At 62.5% G+C, this 23,754-nt stretch carries 20 protein-coding genes; 6 read left to right on the top strand and 14 right to left on the bottom strand.

Going from position 1 to position 23,754, the window contains the following annotated elements; genetic code table 11:
• Positions 1 to 59: 59 nt before the first annotated feature.
• The 3 genes from murI to P775_RS13725 all read right to left on the bottom strand — a co-directional run bounded on the left by murI (position 60) and on the right by P775_RS13725 (position 5,300).
• Entirely contained in the window at positions 60 to 872 is an 813-nt protein-coding gene (gene murI / locus P775_RS13735) for a glutamate racemase (RefSeq protein WP_099911519.1), read from the bottom strand.
• 28 nt (positions 873 to 900) lie between these two features.
• A complete protein-coding gene (locus P775_RS13730) occupies positions 901 to 1,785 on the bottom strand; it encodes a lysophospholipid acyltransferase family protein (RefSeq protein ID WP_099911518.1) in 885 nt (294 codons plus the stop codon).
• A 92-nt stretch (positions 1,786 to 1,877) separates the two neighbouring features.
• Positions 1,878 to 5,300, bottom strand: a complete 3,423-nt coding sequence (locus tag P775_RS13725) for an indolepyruvate ferredoxin oxidoreductase family protein (protein WP_099911517.1) — start codon at positions 5,298 to 5,300, stop codon at positions 1,878 to 1,880.
• A gap of 162 nt (positions 5,301 to 5,462) precedes the next feature.
• Here P775_RS13725 and P775_RS13720 point away from each other — a divergent pair, with 162 nt between their 5' ends.
• The 3 genes from P775_RS13720 (at position 5,463) to purL (ending at position 9,276) form a co-directional block, all read left to right on the top strand.
• Positions 5,463 to 6,368 carry a LysR family transcriptional regulator gene (locus tag P775_RS13720; RefSeq protein ID WP_099911516.1) on the top strand — a complete coding sequence of 302 codons (906 nt, stop codon included), beginning with the start codon at positions 5,463 to 5,465 and terminating at the stop codon, positions 6,366 to 6,368.
• Positions 6,369 to 6,841: 473 nt separating this feature from the next.
• Positions 6,842 to 6,985, top strand: a complete 144-nt coding sequence (locus tag P775_RS28085; protein ID WP_180287440.1) for a hypothetical protein — start codon at positions 6,842 to 6,844, stop codon at positions 6,983 to 6,985.
• Positions 6,986 to 7,116: 131 nt separating this feature from the next.
• On the top strand, positions 7,117 to 9,276 hold the full coding sequence (gene purL, locus P775_RS13715; protein WP_099911515.1) for a phosphoribosylformylglycinamidine synthase subunit PurL: 2,160 nt from the start codon (positions 7,117 to 7,119) through the stop codon (positions 9,274 to 9,276).
• Between the two features lie 88 nt (positions 9,277 to 9,364).
• Here purL and P775_RS13710 read toward each other — a convergent pair whose 3' ends face one another.
• The 3 genes from P775_RS13710 to P775_RS13700 form a co-directional block, all read right to left on the bottom strand.
• Positions 9,365 to 11,284: an OmpA family protein gene (locus tag P775_RS13710; protein WP_099911514.1), complete on the bottom strand. Its 1,920-nt coding sequence runs from the start codon at positions 11,282 to 11,284 to the stop codon at positions 9,365 to 9,367.
• A gap of 157 nt (positions 11,285 to 11,441) precedes the next feature.
• Positions 11,442 to 12,701: a vWA domain-containing protein gene (locus tag P775_RS13705; RefSeq protein ID WP_099911513.1), complete on the bottom strand. Its 1,260-nt coding sequence runs from the start codon at positions 12,699 to 12,701 to the stop codon at positions 11,442 to 11,444.
• Positions 12,702 to 12,768: 67 nt separating this feature from the next.
• Entirely contained in the window at positions 12,769 to 13,677 is a 909-nt protein-coding gene (locus tag P775_RS13700; RefSeq protein WP_099911512.1) for an AAA family ATPase, read from the bottom strand.
• A 231-nt stretch (positions 13,678 to 13,908) separates the two neighbouring features.
• Here P775_RS13700 and pyrC point away from each other — a divergent pair, with 231 nt between their 5' ends.
• The 3 genes from pyrC (at position 13,909) to P775_RS13685 (ending at position 17,438) form a co-directional block, all read left to right on the top strand.
• Entirely contained in the window at positions 13,909 to 14,949 is a 1,041-nt protein-coding gene (gene pyrC / locus P775_RS13695; RefSeq protein WP_099911511.1) for a dihydroorotase, read from the top strand.
• Between the two features lie 66 nt (positions 14,950 to 15,015).
• Entirely contained in the window at positions 15,016 to 15,693 is a 678-nt protein-coding gene (locus tag P775_RS13690) for an orotate phosphoribosyltransferase (protein ID WP_099911510.1), read from the top strand.
• A 248-nt stretch (positions 15,694 to 15,941) separates the two neighbouring features.
• Positions 15,942 to 17,438, top strand: a complete 1,497-nt coding sequence (locus P775_RS13685) for a replicative DNA helicase (protein ID WP_099911509.1) — start codon at positions 15,942 to 15,944, stop codon at positions 17,436 to 17,438.
• A gap of 298 nt (positions 17,439 to 17,736) precedes the next feature.
• Here the strand turns inward: P775_RS13685 and P775_RS13675 are convergent, their stop codons facing one another.
• The 8 genes from P775_RS13675 to P775_RS13640 form a co-directional block, all read right to left on the bottom strand.
• Complete coding sequence (locus P775_RS13675) at positions 17,737 to 18,324, bottom strand: hypothetical protein (RefSeq protein WP_099911507.1); 588 nt, start codon at positions 18,322 to 18,324, stop codon at positions 17,737 to 17,739.
• 64 nt (positions 18,325 to 18,388) lie between these two features.
• On the bottom strand, positions 18,389 to 18,892 hold the full coding sequence (locus P775_RS28080; protein ID WP_180287439.1) for a histidine phosphatase family protein: 504 nt from the start codon (positions 18,890 to 18,892) through the stop codon (positions 18,389 to 18,391).
• Positions 18,883 to 19,650: an adenosylcobinamide-GDP ribazoletransferase gene (gene cobS, locus P775_RS13665; protein WP_218967700.1), complete on the bottom strand. Its 768-nt coding sequence runs from the start codon at positions 19,648 to 19,650 to the stop codon at positions 18,883 to 18,885. The genes P775_RS28080 and cobS overlap by 10 nt, the downstream gene beginning before the upstream one ends.
• A gap of 14 nt (positions 19,651 to 19,664) precedes the next feature.
• Positions 19,665 to 20,678: a nicotinate-nucleotide--dimethylbenzimidazole phosphoribosyltransferase gene (gene cobT, locus P775_RS13660; protein ID WP_099911666.1), complete on the bottom strand. Its 1,014-nt coding sequence runs from the start codon at positions 20,676 to 20,678 to the stop codon at positions 19,665 to 19,667.
• A gap of 304 nt (positions 20,679 to 20,982) precedes the next feature.
• Positions 20,983 to 21,567: an HNH endonuclease gene (locus P775_RS13655; RefSeq protein ID WP_099911506.1), complete on the bottom strand. Its 585-nt coding sequence runs from the start codon at positions 21,565 to 21,567 to the stop codon at positions 20,983 to 20,985.
• A 446-nt stretch (positions 21,568 to 22,013) separates the two neighbouring features.
• On the bottom strand, positions 22,014 to 22,679 hold the full coding sequence (locus P775_RS13650) for an alpha/beta hydrolase (RefSeq protein WP_099911505.1): 666 nt from the start codon (positions 22,677 to 22,679) through the stop codon (positions 22,014 to 22,016).
• Positions 22,676 to 23,323 (bottom strand): DNA-3-methyladenine glycosylase family protein, encoded by a 648-nt coding sequence (locus P775_RS13645; protein WP_099911504.1) that lies wholly within the window; start codon positions 23,321 to 23,323, stop codon positions 22,676 to 22,678. The genes P775_RS13650 and P775_RS13645 overlap by 4 nt, the downstream gene beginning before the upstream one ends.
• The coding region (locus tag P775_RS13640) for a precorrin-6A/cobalt-precorrin-6A reductase (RefSeq protein ID WP_180287438.1) at positions 23,290 to 23,754 on the bottom strand (465 nt) is incomplete at its 5' end. The genes P775_RS13640 and P775_RS13645, both read right to left, overlap by 34 nt.

Below are 23,754 nucleotides of genomic sequence, written 5' to 3'. Positions count from 1 at the left end.
GATTATTGCAGGGCGTCAAAGCCTTGCAGGAGACCTGTCACCAAGACGTGCGCGGGGTGTCAGGCCTGCTGAAACAGGATCTGTCGTCGCAGGAACTGGGTCGCGCGATCAGAGACGCGGCGCGGATCACCGGTGGTCAGAAACTGGGACTCCGTCCCGGTGCCTAGCATATTCGGATGCCGGACCAGATAATCGGCCAGCGACTCAGCCACCAGATTGGCCTGACTGTAGACGCTGACATTCGGCCCCAGCGCCTGCTGGAACACCTCCTGCATCAGCGGATAATGGGTGCAGCCGAGGATCGCCGCCTGTGGCTCGGGCATCTTGCGCATGAGGGCATCCACATGGCTGCGCACCAGCGCCTCTGCCAGGATCATGTCGCCCTCTTCGATGGCATCCACCACGCCGCCGCAGGCCTGTGCTTCGACATCCACACCGATGGCGCGAAAGGCCAGTTCGCGCTGGAACGCCCGGCTGCGCACCGTTGCGGGGGTCGCGAACAGCGCGACATGTTTGACAGCCACCTCACGCGGCGGGGAATTGTCGCCCCACTGGCGTTCGGTCATCGCCTCGATCAGGGGCACAAAGACACCCAAAACCCGCTTGTCCGTGGGAATCCAGCTTTCCTGCATCCGGCGCAGTGCGGCAGCTGAGGCGGTGTTGCAGGCCAGAATGACCAGATCGCAGCCCGCAGCCCAGAGACGTTCCACCGCAGCGCAGGTCAGGTTGGTGATGTCATCCGCATCGCGCACGCCGTAGGGCGCATTGCGACTGTCGGCGAGGTAGACAAACGGCACGTCCGGCAGGCGCCGGGACACCGCGTCCAGCACGGTCAGACCACCCAGACCCGAATCGAATACCCCAACAGCCATGATAGAATCCTTCTCTATATCCGGCTAATTACGCCTTCTTCTTGTGCCGTTCCTCAAACTCGAACCCGTAGTCGTAAGAGGAAAGCGGGCTTGGGCTAAGCTCATACGTTGCCTTGCGGAGGAAATCCATCATCGCGCGTGGGTCTCTGGCGTGGATCTGCAAAGCTTCGGCTGGAATTGGCTGACCGATGACGACCCGCACTGGTGTGTCGACCCGTTTGCGGAATTCCTTGATCAGCAGACCCATACGCAGCGTTGTGTGCAGATGGCTGGCCAGCTGGAACATCCGGCTGGTGTGGCCGTCAAAATAGATCGGCACCACCGTCGCGCCACTTTTCGCCACCATTTTGGCGGTAAAGCTGCGCCAGCCGGGGTCCATGGGTCGGTCAAACGGTTTCAGCGCCGTGGACACCGTGCCACCGGGAAAAATACCTATGGCGCCGCCCGCTGCCAGATAGCGCAGGGATTCCTTACGGGTCTCAAGGTTCTGCGCGACCGCCTCTTTGGTTTCGTCGAAAGAGACCGGCAGGATCACCCGCTCAAGATCTGCTGCCTTGCGAAAGATGCGATGCGCCAGAATGCGGAAATCGCCGCGCGCCACGGACAGGATATGCCCCAGCATCAGCCCGTCGAGAATGCCATAAGGATGGTTCGCGATCACGATCAGCGGGCCGGTCGTGGGAATATTGGCCAGCGTGCCACCAATCACGTCCAGTTGCAGGCCGTAGCGTTCAACCATGACCTGCCAGAAATCGCGCCCCTCGGCCACCTCGTGTTCATAGCCGCTGGCGCGCTTGATCAGACTGATGCGGCCAGTGGCATTTTCCATCAGCCGGATCAGGGCCCGGCCCCCCCGGGTGCTGGCCGAATAGGAATAGCTGATATCCCGGGCTATCTGGCGCGTCGCCTGCATGTGACGGATCCTTGCGAAATCTGCGCCTGACTAGCGCGGTTCGGCTCTTCTCGCCAAAGTCTGTAACAGTTGCGTAAATGCTTTATGACCGCTCACTCCGCTGCCTGCGCAACAGGCGTACCACCGGCGCGGATCAGGGCCAAAAGCTCTTCGCGTCGTTTGGCGGCTTTTTCAGCGTTTGCCTGCTTTACCGGCCCGAACCCCTTGATCTGCAAGGGCAACTCTGCCAGCGCGATGATCGCATCCCGCGTCGCCGGGGTCAGCCGGGGCAGTACATCGGCCATATCGGCCTCGTATTCGGCAATAAGCGCGCGCTCCATCTTCCGCTCTTGCGAACGACCAAAGGGGTCGAGCGGCGTGCCGCGCAGCATCTTGAACCGTTTCAGCACAGCAAAGCCGCGCAACATGCCATCGCCAAACGTCTTTTTCTGCGGGCGTCCGTCGGGACCAGTTTTTGCCAGCAGCGGTGGCGCGAGGTTGAAGGTCAGCTTAAAGCCATCCTCGAAGGTCTCTGCCGCCTTGTCGCGGCTTTGCAAAAGCAAGCGGGCGACTTCGTATTCGTCCTTGTAGGACAACAGCTTGTGATAGCCTTTTGCCACGGCTTCTTTCACCTTGCGGTCAGTGATCGGGTCCAGCATCCGCTGGTAGCGTTTGGCCAGACGCTTGCCCTGATAGGCCACCAGATGATCCGCGCGAAAGGCGATCCTTTCTTCCAGCGTTTTGGGCATCTGCACCACTTTGGGCGCGCTGAGCTGTGCGGCCTGTTCGGAATGCAGCACGGCCCAGCGACCGATTTCAAAGGCGCGCAGGTTCTTGTCCACCGCCGCGCCGTTCAGTGTGACGGCAGTCACAAGCGCAGATTTGGACAGCGGAACAAGGCCCCGCTGCCAGGCGGCGCCAAGGATCATCATGTTGGAAAAGATGGAATCACCCATGGTGGCCCGCGCCAGTTCAGAGGCGTCGAACAGGTCCAGCCGGTCCTGAAGACGCGCCTCAAGAGCAAGGCGTAACCTGTCTACAGGCAACGTAAATTCGGTGTTTCGTGTAAACTCTCCGGTGATGATTTCGTGACTGTTCACGACGCCACCAGTGCGGCCGGTGCGCATCAGGCCGAGGGTTTTCGCCCCGGCTGACACCACCAGATCACCGCCGATCAACGCGTCACATTCCCCCGTTGCGACCCGTATCGCGCTGATATCTTCTGGTTTTTCCGCAAGACGGCAATGGATGTGCACCGCGCCGCCCTTTTGCGCAAGGCCGGCCATTTCCATCATGCCGGCCCCTTTGCCATCAATCTGCGCGGCCTGTGCCACGACCGCACCGATGGTCACAACCCCGGTGCCGCCGACGCCGGTGACGATCAGATTCCAGGTGCCGTTGATCTGGGGCAGCTTTGGGTCTGGCATGTCGGGCAGCTGTAATTGGGTGGTGCCGCCCTTGCGCACCTTTGCGCCCTCAAGCGTTAAGAACGACGGGCAAAACCCTTTGAGACAAGAGAAATCCTTGTTACAGGACGACTGGTCAATCGCCCGTTTTCGGCCAAGTTCGGTTTCGACCGGTACGATGGACACGCAGTTGGATTGCACCCCGCAATCGCCGCAGCCTTCGCAAACATCGGTGTTGATAAACACGCGTTTGTCGGGATCGGGAAACTGTCCGCGCTTGCGGCGCCGCCGCTTTTCCGCCGCACAGGTCTGGATGTAAACGATGGCCGAAACGCCCGTATGGTTTGCATATGTTTTCTGTATGGAATCCATATGGCTGCGTGTGTGGGTTTCGACGCCTTTGGGAAAAGCGGAAAGGTCCACCTCTTCCTTTTCGTCATAGACCACGGCCACGTGTTTCACGCCCATGGCGACCAGTTCGCGCACGATCTGTTCAGCCGTCAGGCCGCCGTCATTCTTTTGCCCGCCGGTCATGGCGACAGCATCGTTATAGAGGATCTTGTAGGTGATCGTGGTATCGGCCAGCAGTGCCGCGCGGATCGCCTGCACGCCGGAATGGTTATAGGTGCCATCGCCAAGGTTCTGGAACACATGGGGTGTGTTGGAAAACGGCGCCTCACCGATCCAGTTCGCGCCTTCGCCGCCCATATGGGTAAAGCCCACGGTAGAACGATCCATCCACTGCACCATGTAGTGACAGCCGATGCCGGCATAGGCGCGCGACCCGTCGGGCACCTTGGTCGAGGTGTTGTGGGGGCAGCCGGAGCAGAAATACGGCAGACGCGCTGCGATCTCTTCGGCATTGTCGGCGCGCCGGGCGCGGTCGAGCATCTCCATCCCGGCCTTGAGGCGATCGGTTCCGCGCCCCTCTTCAATCAGGATCTCGCCCAGTTTTTCAGCGATCAGGATCGGGTCCAGCGCGCCGCGCGTCGGGAACAGTTCGACCCCATGCATCGACCCGGCGCCGCCACCCTTGTGCCAGCCATAGACGCGGCGGCCGCGGCGGTCGTTGAAGATTGCCTCTTTGATTTGCACCTCGATCAGTTTGCGCTTTTCCTCAACCACGACGATCAGATCGAGCCCCTCGGCCCAGTCGTGAAAGCCCTGCATGTCGAGCGGGAAGGTCTGGCCGATCTTGTAGGTGGTGATGCCAAGGCGCTCGGCCCCTTCTGCATCCAGCCCCAGCAGCGACAGCGCGTGCACGAGGTCGAGCCAGTTCTTGCCGGCGGCCACAAAGCCGATTTTTGCGCCCGGCTTGCCCCAGATGCGTTTGTCCATGCCGTTGATGCGGGAAAATGCCTCCGCTGCGAAGCGTTTGTAATCAATCATCCGCGCCTCTTGGGCGTGGGGTGTGTCGATCAGGCGGATGTTCAACCCGCCGTCGGGCATGGCAAAGTCTGGCAGAAACAGTTTCATGCGGTCGGGGCGGCCATCAACGACCGATGTCGCCTCGACCGTGTCCTTCATGGTCTTGAGGCCGACCCAGAGGCCGGAAAAGCGCGACAATTCATAGGCGTAAATGCCGTAGTCGAGAATTTCCTGCACCCCGGCGGGCGACACGACGGGCATATAGGCATCGACCATGGCCCATTCGGACTGGTGCAACACGGTTGAGGATTCGCCGGTGTGGTCATCCCCCATCGCCATGATCACGCCGCCATGTTTGGACGATCCGGCCATGTTGGCGTGGCGCATCACGTCACCGGAACGATCCACACCAGGCCCCTTGCCGTACCAGAGACCAAAGACGCCGTCATATTTGCCCTCGCCGCGCAGCTCGGCCTGTTGCGACCCCCAAAGGGCGGTCGCGGCCAGATCTTCGTTCAGGCCTTCCTTGAACAGAACATCGGCAGCGGCCAGCGATTTGGCCGCGCGGTTCATCTGCAGATCGACCGCACCAAGAGGAGAGCCGCGATAGCCGGTCACGTACCCGGCCGTATTCAGCCCGGCAGCCTGATCGCGCGCCTTTTGCATCAACATCAGGCGGACAAGCGCCTGCGTGCCGTTCAAAAGGACCTGATCCTTGGAAAGATCAAACCGGTCGTTCAGGGTGATATCTTGGGTACTCATCTTACGCCTCCCGTCGCTCAATGATCGTGCCTTGATGTATTTTAGGTCACAATATCTGACCTGAACAGCAATTTCTAATCAACTTCATGTTTTCCTCTTGGTTACGCCTTATAGTGAGAGAGCTTTCGTGTAGAAGGGCCGCAAAATAAGAAAGTTGACGTCATGGACTGGGATAAACTCAGAATTTTTCACGCTGTTGCCGATGCCGGCAGCCTGACACATGCGGGCGATACGCTGCACCTGTCGCAGTCTGCGGTTTCGCGTCAGATCAGATCGCTTGAGGAATCGCTCAACACCACGTTGTTTCATCGCCATGCGCGTGGGCTGATTCTGACTGAACAGGGTGAGTTGCTGTTTGATGCCACGCGATCCATGCTCAAACGCATCGACGCGGCCACCGCGCGCATCCGCGACAGCGAGGAAGAGGTGTTCGGCGAACTGCGGGTGACGACAACCACCGGTTTCGGCTCGCTCTGGCTCGCCCCGCGTCTGCCCAAGCTTTATGAGAAATATCCAGACCTCAACATCGACCTGATGCTTGAGGAACGCGTGCTGGACCTTCCCATGCGCGAGGCGGACGTTGCCATCCGCATGAAGGAACCCAGTCAGGCCGATCTGATCCGCAAACGGCTGATGCAGATCCGGATGCGCCTCTATGCCTCGCCAGAATATCTTGAAGAGCACGGCGTGCCCGAGACGCTTGAGGATATGGCAAAGCACCGGCTGATCTGCCAGAATACCCGCTCGGCGCAGGTGATGGCAGGTCTGAGCCTGGTACAGGAGCTGATGACCTATGACATCCGCTCGACCCTCACGGTGAACAACTATTTTGGTGTGCTGCAGGCGGTGATCTCTCACCTCGGGATTGGCGTACTGCCCGATTACATCATCGAGGATTTTCCAACCGCCGTGCGCGTCCTGCCCGATCTGGAATCCGGCGAAGTGCCGGTGTTTCTAGCCTACCCAGAAGAGTTGCGGCAATCAAAGCGTATCGCGGCCTTTCGCGACTTTGTTCAGGAAGAGATCTTTGCCCATCGCAAGCTGCTGAAGGCCATGGGACAGGCGTGACAGCATGCTATGCGCCAGACGCATAGCCGCAATGCTGCGCCAGCGGTACGAATGGACTTGATCGTTTACAAGTCGGCTATTAATTCATCCTCATGTTGTTTGGAGTGCCTAACGGCGCATCATCTTCATACCTCCCTGTTGGACTTCGGCCGAGCTTTTTAGCTCGGCCTTTTTTTTGCTTGCGATTCTGCGTTGTTATGGGATTGTTTCCCCCCCTCGTCCGAAGGCGGCAGTTTATTGCGCTTGCCTATTGCCCGTATTCCGGTGCAGGCCATGCAGCCCCGACATCCAACACTGCCCAAACGCAACGTCTCTTAAGCCCGCAACGGCAGATTTTCCCGCCTTGGGTGCGCGCTGAACGTGCGCCGTTTCGCCCTCTTCCAGCAGGCGCGCCCGCTGGGATAGGAGCTTGACCTGAAGCTGATGGCCCGCAACGGCGCTCGGACGGCCTGATCCCTGCCAGCGAACTTGGGGTGCGCGATGATCTGGCCGCTGGCGTGCTGTTGGAACTGACCCTGCCCGAGCTGGCGATGTTTGACCATTGCGCGGTGATCCCCAAAGGGCCGCGGCGGCAGGCGGTGACGCAGATTGTGGACTGCCTGAAGGCGCTGTTCTGAGCCGGTTTGGCCGCGCTTTAGCCGCTGGGCGCGTCTTTTGCGCCTTATCGGCCGCGTTTCAAGGAGCGGCCCCTTTCCCCCACGCGCGGGCTGGCTTATAGCGCCCTCATCCGTATGGGGAGTTATGAACAATGCAAGAACCGGCCATCACAGACGAATTGATCGCATCCCACGGGATCAAGCCTGATGAGTATCAGCGTATCCTTGACATCATCGGCCGCGAACCGACGTTCACGGAACTTGGCATCTTTTCGGCCATGTGGAACGAGCATTGTTCCTACAAGTCCTCCAAGAAATGGCTGCGCACCCTGCCGACCACAGGCCCGCAGGTGATCTGCGGCCCCGGCGAAAATGCCGGTGTGGTCGATATCGGCGATGGTCAGGCTGTCGTGTTCAAGATGGAAAGCCACAATCACCCCTCCTACATCGAACCATATCAGGGTGCGGCCACAGGTGTCGGCGGCATTTTGCGCGATGTGTTCACCATGGGCGCACGCCCCATCGCCGCCATGAACTCGCTGTCCTTTGGCGAGCCGTCGCATCACAAGACCCGACGCCTTGTGCATGGCGTCGTCGAAGGGGTCGGCGGCTATGGCAATGCCTTTGGTGTGCCGACCGTCGGGGGCGAGGTGCGTTTCCATTCGGCCTATAACGGCAACTGTCTGGTCAATGCCTTTGCTGCGGGCCTTGCCGATACGGACAAGATTTTCTATTCCGCCGCCAGCGGTGTCGGGCGCCCTGTTGTCTATCTGGGTGCCAAGACGGGCCGCGACGGTGTGGGCGGGGCCACCATGGCCAGCGCCGAGTTCGACGATACGATCGAAGAGAAACGCCCCACCGTGCAGGTGGGGGATCCGTTCACCGAAAAGCGCCTGATGGAGGCGACGCTGGAGCTGATGCAGACCGGCGCTGTGATTTCCATTCAGGATATGGGGGCGGCCGGCCTTACCTGTTCTGCCGTGGAAATGGGTGACAAGGGCGATCTGGGCGTGCGTCTGGATCTGGAAAAGGTCCCCTGCCGCGAAACGGCGATGACCGCCTATGAGATGATGCTGTCGGAGTCGCAGGAACGCATGCTGATGGTTCTGGACCCGTCCAAAGAGGCCGAGGCCAAGGCGGTGTTCGACAAATGGGACCTCGATTTCGCCATCGTGGGCGAGACGATTGCCGAGGACCGTTTCCTTGTCATGCACAATGGTGAGGTCAAGGCCGATCTGCCGCTGAAGGCGCTGTCAGGCAACGCGCCCGAATATGACCGCCCGTGGGAGGCAACGCCGCCCGCCGATCCGCTGTCGGACGTGCCGCAGATCGACCCGCTGCACGGGCTGAAGGCGCTGCTGGTCAGCCCGAATTACTGCGCGCGCACATGGGTTTACGAACAGTATGACAGCCAGGTCATGGCTGATACCGTGCGCATTCCCGGCTTTGGCGCCGGGGTGATCCGGGTGCATGGGACGGGCAAGAAGCTGGCCTTTACCTCGGATGTGACGCCGCGCTACGTCAAGGCCAACCCCGAAGAAGGTGGCAAGCAGGCTGTGGCCGAGGCGTTCCGCAACCTTTGCGCTGTGGGGGCGAAACCGCTTGCGACCACCGACAATCTGAACTTTGGCAACCCCGAGAAGCCCGTGATCATGGGCCAGTTCGTCGGCGCCCTGCGCGGCATCAGCGCGGCCTGTCTTGCGCTGGATATGCCGATCGTGTCGGGCAACGTGTCGCTGTACAACGAAACCGACGGTGTGGGTATCCTGCCGACCCCGACCATCGGCGCCGTGGGTCTGATTGCCGACGGCGAAGAGCCGATCCTGGGCTTTGCCCGCGACGGTCATGTGGCGCTGGTGATTGGCGAGACGACGGGCCACCTGGGGCAATCCGCGCTGCTGGCGGAAATCTTCAACCGCGAAGACGGTGATGCGCCGCATGTGGATCTGGCGGCTGAGCGGCGCAACGGCGATTTCATCCGCGACAACCGCGCTCTGATTTGTTCCTGCACCGATCTGTCGGATGGGGGCCTTGCCCTTGCCGCGTTCGAGATGGCCGAGGCGTCGGGCGTTGGTGTCACGCTGGACATGGACGACACCCCGACCCTGTTCGGCGAAGATCAGGCGCGCTATCTGGTCGCCTGCACCTTTGACGAGGCCGAGGCCCTGATGGCCAAGGCCGGTGCCGCCGGTGTGCCGATCATCGCCGTGGGCAAGTTTGGCGGCACCACGGTGCGCATGGGCGGCGCGGACATGCCGCTGGACGAATTGTCGGCGCTCTATCGCGGCAGTTTCGGGTCGATCTTCGGCTGATCCCCGGCGTTCCCGGTTCACGATGTAAAAAGGCCCCGTGCAGCGCTGCACAGGGCCTTTTTGTTGCTTTTTGTAGCCACTGGCAGGATCAGCCGTTGCTGCCATCCAGCAGCGGCGTGATGCGGCGCACGGCGGCGCGGCGGTTGGAGCGTTCAGCGGCAGATGTGCGCAGCATCAGATCGCTTTCGCCGTACCCCTGCACCACAAGGTTTTCTGGCGGCACCCGGAAATATTCGGTCAGCGCCAGCGCCACCGATTCCGCGCGACGGTCCGACAGGGCAAGGTTGTAGCCCGCTGCACCCACCGCATCGGTATGGCCTTCGACAAGGAACACCTCGGACGGATTGCGTTCGATCATCCGGCGCATGGCATTGCCAAGGGCGGCCAGTGCCTCGGCCTCCTGCGGCTGAATCACTGCGGAATTGGTGGCAAAGTTCACGGAATCGACGTTGATTTCCGGCACCAGCTTGCGCACCGCGTCGATGTTGCGGATCTGGCTGAGCGAGAAGGTCCGGTTCACATTCTTGGCCTGCGCAGCTGTCAGCGCGGCGGCAAGGTCATCGGCCTGCAGACCGCGGTAATCGACCGAACGGCGGCTGCTGATCTGCGGCAGCGCACTCACATCCACCGCACGAGAGCTTTGGGTGTCGTCAAACAGCAGTGCACTTGTCCCGTCCGGCAGGTTGCGCGCACGGCGCAGCACGCGGCCATCAACGGCGCGGACGGTTTCAACCTCGCTGCCATCCTCGCGGGTTACGATGGTGCGGGTCGAGCCGTCGGAATAGGTGTAGGTCTTGATGTCTGAACCGGGCTGACGCAGCAGGGCGTCGTCATTCTTGATCACCCGGAACTGGCCGTTCTGCTCGGCGATCACCCGATCGCCGGTATTTGCCGCGACGGTTTCGTTCTTGCGCAGCAGCGTGCCGATGGCGACAGCGCCTATGCCCAGCAGGGCCACCTTTTCAAAGTTGCTCAGGCCCTTGTCGTCTTTCTTGTCCTTTTTCTTTGCGGCGGGCGCTGTCTGCGCCTCGCCTTGGAGATTGGTGCCGAACTCCTCGCTCGAACTGCGTGCGGTGTCTTCGGTCACCGTCTCCTCGACCAGCTCGGCTTCTGCCGGCGCGGCATCACTGCTCGCCGCCAGAGAGGCGGGCGCTTGCGCTTCCGCTTCTGCCTGAACCTCGGCCTGGGCTTGGGAATCGATCGGGGTCACATCCTCGATCTGGGCCGCGGTCTCGGGTGTGGTCTCGGCCGCAGTCTCGGCGGTGGTCTCAAGCGCGCCGTCGTTCTGATCGCTCAGGCGTTGCAGGCTTTGCTCCAGACTTTCGGCGGAGGTGTCGGATTGGGGTTCGGCGGCCGTATCGGCGGGCGCAAGGGGTTCGTCTGCGGCCTCTCCTTCCGGTGCCGCAGGCTCGATCGGCGCTTGCGGTGCGCTGGTCTCGGCTTCCGGCGCAACCTCAGGCGTAGCGTCGGGTTCTACGGCCTCTGTCGCAGGTTCCGGCACAGCTTGACGTTGCGCAGCCTCCGGTGCGACTTCAGGTTGCGCGGCCTCTGGCGCGGCTTCAGGTTGCGCGGCCTCTGGCGCGGCTTCAGGTTGCGCGGCCTCTGGCGCGGCGTCTGGGATTGTCTGGGCTTGCGGGGTCGGTTCGTCGGCTTGCGGCGCTTCGGGTGCGGCTTCTGGCTCTGGTGCGACGTTTTGAGGGACCGGTTCGGGCGCGGGTTCCGTTACGGGCTCTGGCACGGGTTCTGGCAGCACCTCTGGCACGGGTTCTGGCAGCACCTCTGGCACGGGTTCCGGCTCCGCTGCCGGGGTTTCAGCAGCGGCGTCAACATCGGCCTGGGCGTCGATTGCGTCTTGCAGCTGTTGGCGCAACAGATCGGCCTGGCCCGCGTCGTCAGTCTGCGCTGCAGGATCGCTGTCGGCACTCTGGGCAAAGCTCGGGATCGGCGCGGCGGCAAGGCTTGCCACCAGCACCATCGCTGTCGACGATTTGAGGAATCCGGGTTTCATTACATGTCCTTTCCAAGGTCCGCCGCAGCGGTATGGGGTAGAAACGCGTGAACAGGCTAGGGAGTTTCGCGCGGGGCACATCCACACTCGGCGGTTCACCGCCGGGGTTGAAACATTTGAGTCTGCGACGGGCAGAGTTCAGGCACACCCCGCCGTTTCAGGGCGCCATCATCGCCATCAGACGCGTCTTTTCCCCCACATCCTCAGGGCGAGAGATCACGTCAGCCAGATCCTGCAGCGACTGCACGGAATGCCCGGCGCGGAAGGAGTGCACATGCGGCAGCATCGCGCGGATTCCGGCCGCCTTGGGGGCAAAGCCATCCCAGCGCAGCAGCGGGTTCAGCCAGATCAGCCGCCGGGCAGAAAGCTGCAAACGCTCCATCTCTCGTGACAGGGCGCCACCGTCGTCGCGGTCCAGCCCATCGGTGATCAGCAGCACCACAGCGCCCTGCCCCATGACCCGGCGCGACCAGTCCCGGTTGAAGGCGTGCAGGGAGGAGGCGATGCGCGTGCCGCCCTCCCAGTCCTGTGCCTCAGCCCCGGCGGATTTCAGGGCGGTGTCCACATCACGCGTGGCCAGATGGCGGGTGATATTGGTGAGGCGCGTGCCAAAGGTAAAGGCGTGCACACGGGCCCAGCCTGCGCCCTTTTCATTGGCGACCGCATGCAGGAAATGCAGCACCATGCGGGAATACTGGCTCATCGAGCCGGAAATATCGCAGAGCACCACCAGATTGGGCCAGCGCGGGCGGGGTCTGGTCTGGGCGAAGCTGCGCATCTCGCCGCCCTGGCGCATGGCGGCGCGGATCGAGCGGCGCCAGTCGACGTCATGCCCGTTCAGCGCCGCCATGCCCCGGCGCGAAGGCAGCGGTTTGACGGGAAGTTTCAGCCGCGCGAGCATGCGCTTGGCCTCGGCAATCTCGGCCGTGGACATCTGTTCGAAATCGAGGCGGCGCAGCTTTTCCTCGGCCGACATGGTCATCGAGGCATCGACCTTGATCAGGGTTTCCTCCTCCTCCGCCTCGGGGCGTTCGGGGGCTTCGGGCTGTTTGCCGTCCAGCAGCGCCTCTGCGGCGCGTTTTTCAGCCGCCTGCGCAGGCTTTTCTTCCTGCGCGCCGCGGATCGCGGGCAGCAGCATCGACATCATGTGTTCAAGGTAACGTGGGTCGCGCCAGTAAAGCCGGAAGATCTGATTGTACACCGTGCGGTGTTCGGGGCGGTTGACGAAACAGGCGTGCAGCGTCCAGTAGAAATCACGCCGGTCGGTGAAACCCGCTGCCTCGACCGCGCGGATGGCGTCGATCACCCGGCCCGTGCCGATGGGCAGACCCGCGCGGCGCAGCGCGCGGGCGAAATGGGTGATGTTATGGGAGAGTTTGGGGTTCTCGGGCAGATCGAGGGGGATGTATTCGGCCATCAGCGTCCTTTGGGGCTCTGCCCCGCGCCTGCGGCGCCCCCCGGGATATTTATGGGCAGATGAAACATCAGGCCGGGGCGAGCGAGGCGCGGGCCTCGTCCAGCAGGCGTTTCGCTTCTGAGCCTTGGATTTTCTGGATGTCATCCTGGTATTTCAGGATGGCGCCAAGGGTGTCAGAGATGACTTCGGGGGAGAGGTCGATCACATCCAGCGCGAGCAGGCATTTCGCCCAGTCGATGGTTTCCGCGACTCCGGGTTTCTTGAACAGATCCTCTGTGCGCAGTTTCTGCACGAAGGCGACGATTTCGCGGCTGAGGGTTTCCGACGCCTCGGGCTCGCGGGTTTGCAGGATCTCTATCTCTCGGTCGAAATCCGGATAGTCGACCCAGTGATACAGGCAACGGCGTTTCAGCGCATCGTGCACCTCGCGGGTGCGGTTGCTGGTCAGGATGACGATGGGCGGCTCTGGCGCCTTGATCGTGCCAAGTTCCGGGATGGTGACCTGAAAATCCGACAGCGCTTCGAGCAGGAAGGCCTCGAACGGTTCATCGGTGCGGTCGAGTTCATCAATCAGCAGGATCGGCGCGCCGTTTTCGTCCGGGCGCATGGCCTGCAGCAGCGGGCGTTCGACAAGGTATTCGCGCGAGAAAAGTTCGGTTTTCAGCGCCTGCCGATCCGCGCCCCCTGCGGCCTCGGCCGTGCGGATGGCGATCATCTGCGCCGGGAAGTTCCATTCATAGACGGCAGAGGAGACATCGAGCCCTTCGTAACATTGCAGGCGGATCAGACGGCGGCCAAGGGCCTGCGCCAGCGCCTTGGCGATTTCGGTCTTGCCCACACCGGCCTCGCCCTCAAGGAACAAGGGGCGTCCGAGTTTGAGCGACAGGAAGACAACCGTGGCCAGCGCGCGTCCGCAGACATAGCCGGTGTCGGCCAGCGTGCTTTGAACGGCGTCGATGGTGGGCGGTATCTGCATGTCATGCTCCTGCTGTGTGCCCTGTTGCTGCACGGCGGGTCGGCTTGGGTCAATAGCGCATAGGTCGCATGGACGGCGGGTGAGCTCAGCGTTTGGAACGATCTAGAACACCCGTCCGGCGCAGCGCTGGGGCAAGGCGGCGCCCATGTCACGGGCAGCTGCGGATTATCGCACTGCAAGGGGCGCAAATTCTCTGGCGCCTGCGCCCGCGCCCGTGCTAACGCCGACGCCATGACACAGAGCCTTACCCTTTGCCGTCCGGATGACTGGCACCTGCATCTGCGCGATGGCGCCATGCTGCGCGCCGTGGCGCCCGAAACTGCACGGCATTTTGCCCGTGCGATCATCATGCCCAACCTTGTGCCGCCCGTGGTGACGGGCGCGCAGGCTGCCGCGTATCGTGACCGCATCCTGGCCGCCCTGCCCGAGGGCACGGTGTTTGAGCCGCTGATGACGCTGTACCTGACCGAGGACACCGATCCGGCAGATGTGGCAGCCGCCCATGCCTCTGGTCTGGTGAAGGCGGTGAAGCTCTATCCGGCGGGGGCGACGACCAATTCCGCCTCTGGTGTGAGCAATTTCGACACGGTCCGCCCGGTGCTGGAGCGCATGGCCGAGATCGGTCTGCCGCTGTGTATGCATGGCGAGGTGACAGATCCCGCCGTCGATATCTTTGACCGCGAGGCGGTGTTCATCGACCGCGTTCTGGACCCGGTGCGCCGCGCGACGCCCGGCCTGCGGGTCGTGATGGAACATATCACCACCTCGCAAGGGGCGCAGTATGCCCGTGAGGGCGGCGATGATCTGGCAGCGACAATCACCACACATCATCTGGTGATCAACCGCAACCATCTGCTCGTTGGCGGGATCAAGCCGCATTATTACTGCCTGCCGGTTGCCAAGCGTGAAGAGCACCGCCTTGCCCTGCGCGCAGCCGCCACCTCGGACGATCCGAGCTATTTCCTGGGCACGGATTCCGCCCCTCATGTGGATGCGCTCAAGGAACATGCCTGCGGCTGTGCGGGGTGTTTCACCGCCACCAACACGATGTCTATCTTGGCAGAAGTATTCGAACAAGACGGTGCGCTGGACAGACTTGAGGCGTTCACCTCGCTCAACGGCCCGGCATTCTATCGCCTCCCAGTGAATAAGACGACGCTGACCCTGACAAAGGGTGCACCTGTCACCTATCCCAAGAAGATCGATGCAGATGGCGACACGGTGACGGTGTTCGACCCCGGATTCCCGCTGCATTGGAGCATTACCCCTTAGGGGCACGAACAAAGCCCCAAAGCGGGGCACAGACGCACCACGACCACCCATCGAAAGGCCCGCCAGATGATCCCGACCAATGCCCCGACCTCTGAAGAGATGGCCCGCCTGACCGCCCGCATGCTGCTGGAAATCAAGGCGGTGCATTTCAACGCGGCAGAGCCGTTCATCTTTGCCTCTGGCCTGCCCTCGCCGGTCTATATCGACTGCCGCAAGCTGATCTCTTATCCGCGCATCCGCTCCACCCTGATGGATTTTCTGACCGCCAAGGTGATGCGCGACGCCGGGTTCGAGGCGTTCGACAACATTGCGGGCGGAGAAACTGCCGGCATTCCGTTTGCCGCCCTTGTGGCCGAACGCATGGCCCTGCCCATGACCTATGTGCGCAAGAAGCCCAAAGGCTATGGCCGCAACGCCCGGATCGAAGGTGCTATGAGTGAGGGCGAGCGTGTGCTGCTGGTTGAGGATCTGACCACTGATGGCGGATCAAAGCTGTCCTTTGTGGATGCGATCCGCGAAACCGGGGCAAGCTGTGCCCATACGGCAGTGATTTTTTACTACGGCATCTTCCCCGAAACGATCAAGACACTGGGCGATCACGGCGTCAGCCTGCACCATCTGTGCACCTGGTGGGACGTTCTGGCCGAGGCGAAATCGCAAGGCATCTTTGACGCTGAAACGCTGCGTCAGGTCGAGGCCTTCCTGACCGATCCCGGCAAGTGGCGGGAACTGAACAAGAAATAAATCTTCCACAGGGCTGAGGCGAATGACGCGCGGAGAATCGCGCGTCATTCCCAGATATGGTGGACAGCACGGGGCGCCATACCCTATGCTGAGGCAACTTTTCGATCATCAGCGGAGCGCCGCCGCTTCCCGGGACTTGTCCACAGACTTGTTCCCCCTAGGGGTCGGCAGGCGCTTTCGCTATGATGATCCAACACGCAAGACCGGCCAACCGGCACGCGGACCAGAGCAGAAATCAGGGGCAGATGATGAACGAAGTCACCGCATTCAATCCGACCGGCGCCGAGGTGCAGGCCCCGGAAACCATGCCGCATTCCATCGAGGCGGAACAACAGCTTCTGGGCGCGATCCTGACCAACAACGACATTTACGACCGGATCGCCAGCATCATCAGTTCGCAGCATTTCTATGATCCGGTCCATGCCCGCATCTATGAAATCGCCGCCGCCCGCATCGCCAAGAACAACCTCGCCTCTCCCGTGACGCTCAAGGCGTTCATGGAGGATGACGAGGGACTGAAGGAACTGGGCGGCCCCGCCTATCTTGCCCGTCTTGCCGGCGCTGCGGTCAGCTCCTTTGCGGTGCGTGACTATGCACAGATGATCTATGACCTTGCGATCCGGCGCGATCTGATCTCGCTTGGCCGCGACATCAGCGCCAAGGCGTCCAAGGTCGATGTGAGTAATGAGCCGCGTGAACAGATCGTCGAGGCGGAACAGGCGCTCTACAAGCTGGCCGAACAGGGCAATTCTGACTCCGGCTTCCAAAGCTTTCTGCGCGCCGTCACCGATGCGGTCAATGTCGCCAATGCCGCCTATCAGCGTGAGGGGGGCCTGTCGGGGATTTCCACCGGGCTTGTCGATATGGACAAGAAACTGGGCGGTCTGCATCCCTCTGACCTTCTGATCCTCGCCGGGCGTCCGTCGATGGGGAAAACCTCGCTCGCCACCAACATCGCCTTCAATGTGGCCAAGGCGTACAAGCGCGGCATGAAAGCCGACGGCACCGAAGGCGCGATAGAAGGCGGCGTGGTCGGGTTCTATTCGCTGGAAATGAGCGCCGAACAGCTGGCCGCGCGGATCCTGTCCGAAGCGTCCGAAGTGCCCTCCGAACAAATCCGCCGGGGCGACATGACAGAGGCCGAATTCCGCCGTTTCGTCGACGCCGCCAAATCGCTGGAGGCCTGCCCGCTTTATATCGACGACACGCCTGCCCTGCCGATTTCACAGCTTGCGGCGCGCGCGCGGCGGCTGAAGCGGACCCATGGGCTGGATGTTCTGATCGTCGATTATCTGCAGCTGGTGCGTGGCACGGGCAAGTCGGAAAACCGGGTGAACGAAATCTCGGAAATCACCATGGGCCTCAAGGCCATCGCCAAGGAATTGCACATTCCGGTCATCGCCCTGTCGCAGCTGTCGCGTCAGGTCGAATCCCGCGAGGATAAGCGCCCGCAGCTTTCCGACCTGCGGGAATCCGGGTCGATCGAACAGGATGCGGACGTCGTGATGTTTGTGTTCCGCGAGGAATATTACAAGGAACGCGAAAAGCCCGGTGATCACGACCTCGACAAGATGGCCCAGTGGCAAGAGGAAATGGAACGCCTGCACGGCAAGGCCGAAGTTGTCATCGGCAAGCAACGTCACGGCCCAATCGGCACGGTCGAATTGTCGTTCGAGGGGCAGTTCACCCGCTTTGGCAACCTTGTGAAACCCTGGCAGAACACCAATGGTGACGTGGGTTTCTAAGCGGTGTGACCTCAGGCATCCTGAAAAGGAAACGGGCGGCTTAACTTGATGTTAAGCCGCCTGCTGCCTATCTTTTGTTGGCAATCAGCTGGTCTGAGCTGATCAGACAGCTGTCGGCGACACAGGGTGTGTGACCCACCCGATCAAACCGCTTTGTCGGCGGGCCGAAATCGGATATAACCAAAGCATGCGCATGCGGCTTGAAAGAGGTGCCTATGACCAGTCCTGATCCGATCATCGTCTGATCCAAATCCCGTTCCGGACGGCGCCTGCCCTGTTGGCGTCAGTCTTTCAGCACCTACAGGCGGGACCTGAAACTGCGGTCAAAGCGCGTCAAACCCAGTGCCACGTAGTCCTCTGCCATATCGTCCAGAATATCCTGTCCGAAATCGCGGGCGCGCTCGGCTGTGCGGATGATCACCAAAACCGCATTCATCCGCCCCTCGATACTCAGCGTCTTGTAACTGGGGTAGTTGTCGGCGTCGATCTGCACCTTGATCTTTTCCAGCACCCCGTAGAAATGCACCATCCGGCGCAGGGTTTCATGCTTGACCGTGTGCAATTCACTGATCCGGCAGCGATAAATCTCGGTATGGCGCGCGTCGGTGATATGCGGCACAAGGTTCGGATCGGCGGTCATCTTGTCGCGCAAGACCGCCTCTGACGGCGATTTTTCCAAAAACTCTTCCATATCGCGGGTGTTGAAATCGATCTCGGCATAAAGCGCGCGCACCAGATTGTCCTGCGCGCGGGCCCGGCGACGGTTGTCCTGCCAGCCTTCATACCAGATCCGCCCCACCCAGGCGACAAAGGCACAGAGCGCGGCAACCAGCGGCACCAGAAGGCGCAGATCCAGCCCCGCGGCCTCTGATGCGACTCCGCTCATGGCCATCCCCCAGCGGCACGAACAGTGGCCATTGGAACGTACCAGCGACAAGATCGCAAGCCTGTCACAGCGGCACCACCGCGCCAAATTCCGAACGATGGTCCCAGCCCGCCGCATCACCGCGCAGCGCCAGCGCCGCCTTGATCACCCCGGCATGGGTCACCACAACGGCGCCATCGGGCAGGCCGGACAGGCCCCGCGCCACGCGGTCGCGCAGCTGGGCCACGCTTTCCCCGCCATGGCCCGCATAGCCCAGAAAATCCGCGGCCCAGTCATCCAGCGGGCCGCGCCCGATGGCGTCCCAAGCAACCCCCTCCCAGGCGCCGAAATCCATCTCGATGAAATCCTCGGACAGGATCAGATCCACGCCAAACTCCGCTGACACGCGCGTGGCAAGCACCCTGCATCGTTCCAAAGGTGAAGAGACCACAACAGATGGCCGGGGTAATGCCGCGATCACAGCATCACATTCCGTCACAAACCCCTCGGCCAGGGTCAAATCCGTGCGTCCGTAACAGATGCCCTTGGCGACATCGGGCCGGGTGTGGCGCACCAGCGTCACAGCCACAGCGCAAGTCCCAGATAGATCCCCAATTCGCCCAGTTGCTGGATCGCCCCCAGACAATCGCCGGTATACCCGCCGATCCGGTCCAGACAGATGCGCCGCATCACCTGCCCAAGCAGAATGCAGAGGGCAAACCCGGTCAGCGCCGGCCCTGGCCCCAGCGCCAGAACCCCGCAGCTCAGCACGACCAGCGCAAGGGTCAGGGCAATCCGATAGCCATCGCCCGTCACCATAGGGGCGACAAACTTGGCCCCCACATCCCGGGCATAAACTGTGGTTGCAATCACATGCACCGCCGCCATCCGCCCCAGCACATGGCCCAGAACCAGCCCCCAAGCCGCCACCCCGGGCGTCAGGCTCGCCAGCAGCGTCAGTTTCAGCGCCAGCACCGTGATCAGCGCCACGGTGCCATAGGTGCCGATGCGGCTGTCGCGCATGATCTCAAGCCGCCGCTCGCGCGTGAGCCCCCCCCAAAGCCCGTCGGCCGCATCGGCCAGACCGTCTTCGTGAAACGCCCCCGTCACAGCCAGGGTCGCGGCCAGCGACAGCACCACCGCCACCGGCAAGCCCAGCGGGCGGGCAAAGACCATCAGCACACAGGCCCCGATCAGACCGATCAGCAGGCCGACCAGCGTGTAGTATTTGGTCGCCCGGATCAGAAGATCATCGGAAAATGGCAGATCCCGCGGCACCGGCAGCCGGGTCAGGAACTGCACCGCCAGCAGAAACAGCCCCCATTCGATGCGCAGCGCCTCTTTCACCCGCAGGCTCCGGATCACGCCGGACCGGACACGCCGGCATCCTCAAAGCTCGCCATCTCGTTCAGCATGGCGACAGAGGCGCTCAGCAACGGCCAGGCCAGCGCGGCGCCGGATCCCTCTCCCAGCCGCATGTTCAGATCCAGCAGCGGGCTGGCGTCCATCGTCTCAAGCACCGCACTGTGCCCCGCCTCGTCCGAGCGGTGGGCAAAGATCATCGCCGCGCGCACCGAAGGGTCCAGCGCGCAGGCGGCCATTGCCGCAACGGTGGCGATGAACCCATCCACCAGCACGATGCGCTTAGCCCTGGCAGCGCCCAGCATGGCGCCGGTCATCATCACGATTTCAAATCCGCCGTAGTGCTCCAGCACGGCGCGCGGCGTCAGCGCACCCGTGCGCGCCGCCGCCCGTTCCAGAACCGACAGCTTGCGCGCCAGCCCCTCGGGCGCAAGCCCGGTGCCACGCCCGACCAGCACATCCAGCGGCAGACCGGTCAGCTTGTGCGCCATCACAGAAGCGGCAGAGGTATTGCCGATCCCCATCTCGCCAAAGGCCGTGGCATCATGGGTGCCGCAGGTGCCAAAATGCTCGCCAATATACAGCGCCTCCTGCGCCTGTGCGGCGGTCATTGCGGGGCCGGTCAGGAAATTTGCCGTGCCTTCGGCGATCGCATGCTCCTCAACCTCCAGCATGTCAAAGGCGCCGCCGATCACCCCGGCATTGATCACCCGAAGATCCATGCCCTGTGCACGGGCAAAGACATTCGCCGCCGCCCCGCCACTGGCAAAATTCGCCACCATCTGCCGGGTCACAGCCTGGGGATAGGCAGACAGCCCCTCCTCTGCGATGCCGTGATCGGCGGCAAAAAGAATCAGCGCACAGCGCTTCATCACCGGGTCCAGCCGCCGCTGAAGCCGCGCAACCTGCGCTGCGATGTCTTCGATGCGTCCCAGGGACCCCTGCGGTTTGGTCTTGGTGTCGAGTTTTCGCCGCAGGGCCGAGTCGAACTCTGATATGTGATCTGTGTTCATGCCAAAGGCATATCCGGGCGACGCGCGCCGCTCAACCATTAGTACATCGCAGGACACTCTGGTATGGCTTCCCGGCAACTTTGCCCCCGGATGCCAGAGGGATCTGCATCATAATCCACCCCTGCGGCAGGGGCGCAGCCATGTTTCGGCGGGCAGCTGACCAAGGAGCGGTCTGCCCCGCTCTCAACAAACTGAAGAACACGCAGCTCTGTCGGAGCATGACGCAGAACAATCGCCCCTCAGGCGATCCCCTGCCCCCCGGAGCCCGGCACGCGAAACCCCATCAGACCACAGAATGCAGACCTCAGGCCTCCAGTTCCGCATCCCAGTACAGGTAATCCATCCAGCTGTCGTGCAGGTGGTTGGGTGGGAACTTGCGCCCCATGTTGCGCAGATCTTCCGCACGCGGCTGGCGCGGCGGCTTGCGCAGGGACAGCCCCGCCTGCCGCAGGCTCTTGGATCCCTTGCGCAGATTGCAGGGCGCACAGGCAGCCACGACGTTTTCCCAGGATGTGATCCCCCCCGCCGCACGCGGTACCACATGGTCAAAGGTCAGATCGCCCTTGCTGCCGCAATACTGGCAGTGGAATTCGTCCCGCAAAAAAAGATTAAAGCGCGTGAAAGCCACGCGCTTTTGAGGTTTTACGTAATCTTTCAGCACCACGACGCTGGGAATTCTCAGGGTCATCGAGGGGCTTCGCACCACCTCGTCATATTCGGCCACGATGTCCACCCTGTCGAGGAAGGCCGCCTTGACCGCCTCCTGCCAGGGCCAAAGACTGAGTGGGTAATAAGAGAGGGGTCGGTAATCGGCATTCAGCACCAGCGCAGGGTTCTGTCTCAGAGCCCCCGGCTCGCGCACAAATGCTGTTCTGAAATCGCCATCCATTGGGGACTCGTCTCCTGCACTGCCTGCCCGTTTCCGCGACACCAGAGCAGGACACCCTGCCCCAGCCTCAGATCACTATATATCGCGGAAAGCATCTGGCAAGCCCCGCCATATGGAGTGTCCCGCCATGGGTTAAGCGGCGCAGGTAACGCCCATATGACAGGCAGACGCGGCACTGAACCCTGTAACCGGCTATAGGCGCAAAAGGTAAACGACCTTCGCATAATTTCGCTAAAAAACGCACAGCGCCCCAAAACAGCGCCCCTGCGTGACAAAGCCCGCACTTCATCTGCCTCTAAATATCCCAGGGGAGCCGCCCAAAGGGCGGCGGGGGCAGCGCCCCCTACAGCTTCTCAGTCGCGCCGCGCGACTGGGGCAGCGCCCCCTTACCGCTTCTCAGTCGTGCCGCGCGACGGGGGGCAGCGCCCGCTACCACGCTTCCGCCGTCACAACCCGCACTTGTCACGCATGAAGGCCAGCGCCACCGACAGCCCGTCCGGCGCGATTCCATGCGCCGTGCCCTTCATGACATGGGCAAAGACGTCCTCGAATCCCGCAGCCTGCAGCGCTTCGACCGCCTGCGGCAGGGATTGCGGCGGCACCACATCATCCAGATCGCCATGCAGCAGCAGCACCGGCGGGAAACTCACCACATCCTCGACCAGCAGTTCCGGCTGCAGCAGTCGCCCCGAAAAGGCGACGATACCCGCCATCGGATCCTCGCGGCGCGGCGCCACATGCAGCGCCATCATCGATCCTTGGGAAAACCCGACCAGCACCACCTGTTCGGGCAGCAGATCCTCATCCACCATCAGCGCATCCAGAAACGAGTTCAGATCCTGCGCCGCCTGCAGCAGACCGGCCTCGGCCTCTTCTTCGCTGGAATTGTCGATCCAGGGGATCGGGAACCACTGAAACCCGAAGGGCGCCCCGGCGCAGGCCTCGGGCGCATCAGGTGCCACAAACAGCGTGTCGGGCAGATGTTCGCCCAGCGGATCGGCCAGCCCCAAAAGGTCTGCGCCGTTCGCGCCGTAGCCATGCAGAAAGACCACGCAGGACCGTGTCTCTCCCGATACCGGCTCGCGCCGTTCTGCCTGCAATACCCGCGTCATAGGGTTCCCTCTCTCTGTTTCTCCACATGGTAGTAGGCCCAGAGGATGCGTGCCGCAACCGATCTCCACGGGCTCCAGGCCCCGGCCATCTGCCGCAGGGCCTTATCCTTGGGCCGCTCGGGCAGATCGAACAACAGCCGCGCCCCCTCCTGCAAGGCCAGATCGCCGGGGGCAAAGACATCCGCACGGCCCAGACTGAACATCGCATAGATTTCCGCCGTCCAGATCCCGATGCCCTTGACCGCCGTCAGCTTGCGCACAACCTCCGCCGTCGGATCCCCCCGCAGCGCGTCGAAATCAAGCCCCGCCCCGGCCAGCGCATGGGCATACCCGGCCTTTTGTCGGCTCAGCCCCAGCGCCCGCAGATCCTCTTCGTTTACCGACAGGATCGCGGGTGCCGTGACCATGCCCGCCATCTCAAGCTTACCCCAGATCGCGCGCGCACTGGCCACGCTCACCTGCTGGCTGATGATCGCCTGCAACAACTGCCCGAACCCGTCTGGGCGCAGGCGCAGCGGCAAAGGCCCCGTCGCCGCCAGCGCCTCCGCAAAGCGCGGCTCGGATGCCGCGAGCCACGCCGCCCCCTCTGCCACGCAGGCATCCGAGGTGATCACCCGGCCGATATTTGTCTCTTGCTCAGCCATGCCAAGGCCTCCTTTACTGTCTCCACCCGTGCGCCACCGGGGCGGCGGGGCCGTGCCACCATCATCACCGGCAGACCCAACTGGCGCGCCGCGGCAAGCTTGGGCCAGCCCCCCGGCCCCCCCGCATTGCGCAGCACCAGCCCGTCAATCCGCAACCGGCGCAGCAGCGCAATCTCTTCCACCACCGAAAACGGCCCGGTTCCGGGCACAAACCGCCCGCGCCGCAGCGGAAAGGCGCCAAACTCCGTCCCGATCACCCGCGCCAGAACCTCCCCGCGAAACGCCTTCAGCCCGGGCAGCTCCGCACGCCCCAACGTCACCAGCAGCCGCGCAGACGGCGGCACAACCCGCGCCACATCGCGCCCATCGCGCACCGGCACCCAATGATCACGCGCCGTCGCCCGCCATGCGGGCCGCACCAGCTGCAGATG

The sequence above is a fragment of the Puniceibacterium antarcticum genome (assembly GCF_002760615.1).
GTDB classification, from domain to species: Bacteria; Pseudomonadota; Alphaproteobacteria; order Rhodobacterales; family Rhodobacteraceae; genus Puniceibacterium; species Puniceibacterium antarcticum.
This window is presented reverse-complemented; position numbering and strand designations above follow the sequence as displayed.